The organism is Flavobacterium tegetincola DSM 22377, from assembly GCF_000425485.1.
Lineage (GTDB): Bacteria > Bacteroidota > Bacteroidia > Flavobacteriales > Flavobacteriaceae > Flavobacterium > Flavobacterium tegetincola.
On sequence record NZ_KE384390.1, the window covers coordinates 1 to 2,328 of the forward strand.

3 protein-coding genes are annotated in these 2,328 nt (G+C 36.5%); 1 reads left to right on the forward strand and 2 read right to left on the reverse strand.

The annotated features are described in order from the left end of the window. Nucleotides 1–214: phage integrase N-terminal SAM-like domain-containing protein (locus H602_RS20040; RefSeq protein WP_342663512.1), on the reverse strand; the 214-nt coding region annotated here is incomplete at its 3' end. A gap of 120 nt (nucleotides 215–334) precedes the next feature. Between H602_RS20040 and H602_RS0117625 the strand changes: the two genes are divergently transcribed. Next, the gene (locus tag H602_RS0117625) at nucleotides 335–1,351 is read left to right on the forward strand and encodes a T9SS type A sorting domain-containing protein (protein ID WP_026979207.1); all 1,017 of its coding nucleotides are present in this window, start codon (nucleotides 335–337) and stop codon (nucleotides 1,349–1,351) included. A gap of 644 nt (nucleotides 1,352–1,995) precedes the next feature. On the opposite strand, the gene H602_RS20270 is transcribed toward H602_RS0117625, so the two are convergent. Beyond that, nucleotides 1,996–2,328, reverse strand: a 333-nt coding sequence (locus H602_RS20270) for a hypothetical protein (protein WP_211224103.1), incomplete at its 5' end; no start/stop codon positions are given.

Consider the following 2,328-nt stretch of genomic DNA (forward strand, 5'->3'; position numbering starts at 1 on the left):
TTTTGGAACGTTTTTGGAGCGTATACAAGTATTCTTGGACTTGCTCTACATCCAATTCGGTTGGGATTTTACCAAAGTGCAATGCTATTGCTGCAACATGTTGGGCATAATTTCTATAGGTACTGTCGCTCCTGCCTAAAATGGACATCGCTCGTTCAAATCGGTGAAGTAACTCTGCAAATTCAGGAACTTGAGCAACGGCTCGACTCAGAATTGTGTTGGATCCAACTAACTCATCTGCTTTTTTTTGTCATTGTAATTAATTTTTAATTAGTTTTACAAAGGACTAACATTTTCAGGTAACGCGCTACCGAAGGTTTAGTTCAACAATTGGTTGAAAGTATCAGCCTCACAACTTTTTACATTAGCCTTAAAATCTGATGGTACTCTGTGGGCTTGGGGTCAAGACAACTACAATCAAACTGGAAACCCTCCCTCGTCAGAATCACAACTTGTTCCCATACAAGTAGGCACCGCAACGGATTGGGTTGATATAGCTACAAGTACAGGTGAAACAGCTTTTGCTTTGAAAGCGGATGGCACACTGTGGGGCTGGGGAGCAAATCAGGGGTCTCTATTAGTTGCTGCATCTAGTGTATATTCTCTTTCAACACCTACACAAATCACAAATGTGAATACTTGGGCTAGGATGAGTGTTGGAGGTTCGCATATATTAGTACAAAAAGCTGATGGAACATTATGGTCTTGGGGTTCTGGTCCGGCTAGAGGTGTTGGTGAGAATGTTAATCCTGGCATTACTCCAACTCAAATTGGAACTGAATTATGGAAAAATTTTTCAGCAGGTGGTTCTGCTTCTTTTGGAGTTAAAGAAAACGGTACGCTGTGGGCATGGGGCTATAATACTAATGGTGAATTAGCCGATGGAACAAATACAACTCATTATTTACCTGTACAGATAGGAACGGATACCAATTGGGATACGGTACAAGCACGCAATTTTATTACTACAATGGCTACTAAAACCGATGGATCAGTTTATTATTGGGGTACCAATTACTATGGAGAATTTGGAAACGGAACGGATTATAGCACTACTTATTACACTTCACCACAACTCACCCCTAACATTTGCGTCAATACGTTAGCTACACCAACTTTTGAGCAAAATGTATTCAAGGTATATCCTAACCCAGTACAAAATCGTTTGTTTATTGCTACACAAGAAACACAAACCTATCAAATCTATTCTATTTTAGGAGTAAAAATCACTGAAGGAACTCTAGTAGTAGGGAATAGCATTGATTGTAGTAACTTAACAAGTGGTGTTTATTTGTTGAACATAACGGATAGTTTTGGGAAAGTATCAGCGGTGAAGTTTGTGAAACAATAATGTTGCTCAACTTTACTAAATACCGGTACAGAATCCGATCAGATTTTAAATAATATCCCCAAATAGTCAAATGCGATTTGGGGGTATTATATGAGAATAATTTCCAACAAATACTTAATGCTTTTGATAAAGAATTTATAAGTAGAGTTTTAAGTATAAAAGTTACTGATTTGTGTAGTATGTAATCCACAATCTATAGTTTTGAGAGGACAAGCAATTAAACAATTCAGGTCTAAAGGTTTGTAATGATAAAATTATTTTTATAGGATCTAAATATTGAAACTATTTATATGCTCTTTCTTAATGCTTCAAAAATATATAATCTGCATTATTATAGCAGTTTTTAATATTGTAAGCACTATTCAATTCGGTATTTATATAATCAATTTCGGAATTGAACTACCGTTTATTTTGCATATTCCAATTCATAAAATAGATTTGTCAGCAATCAGAATCAAAACTTATTTCAATTTGTAAATGAAAAATTTCTCCAGAATTTTAGCGCCCGCACTGTAACTGAATTTAACATCTATACTAAAGGATTCTAAAAACCCTTTTGAATATGCGTAAGAAGTGGTGTGTATTATGATTCGTCTGTTATTCGATGGAATGCAGGATTTTCTGTATGAATCATAATTTTTACATTATGTAACATAGCTAAAAAAAATTACTGGCACAAGTCCTTTTCCAGTACGTGTTTTTTGCATTTTTTTGCAAAAACTGTGACCGTAATTTTTTTGACTGTATTTGAGCGTAAGTAAATGGCTGTTCTGCTGTACTTTTTTTGAAGCTCGACGTACGACACCAAGAATGCTCAAAGTAGCTAATATAGCCCAGACAGGAGGGAATCCCGTCTTTTGGGACGGGATGGAAGGATGGCGGGAATATGGAATGAGATTGCTTCGTTCCTCGCAATGACAGCGCAAACGATTCGCTCCATAGAATTGGAATGAGATTGCTTCGTTCCTCGCAATGAC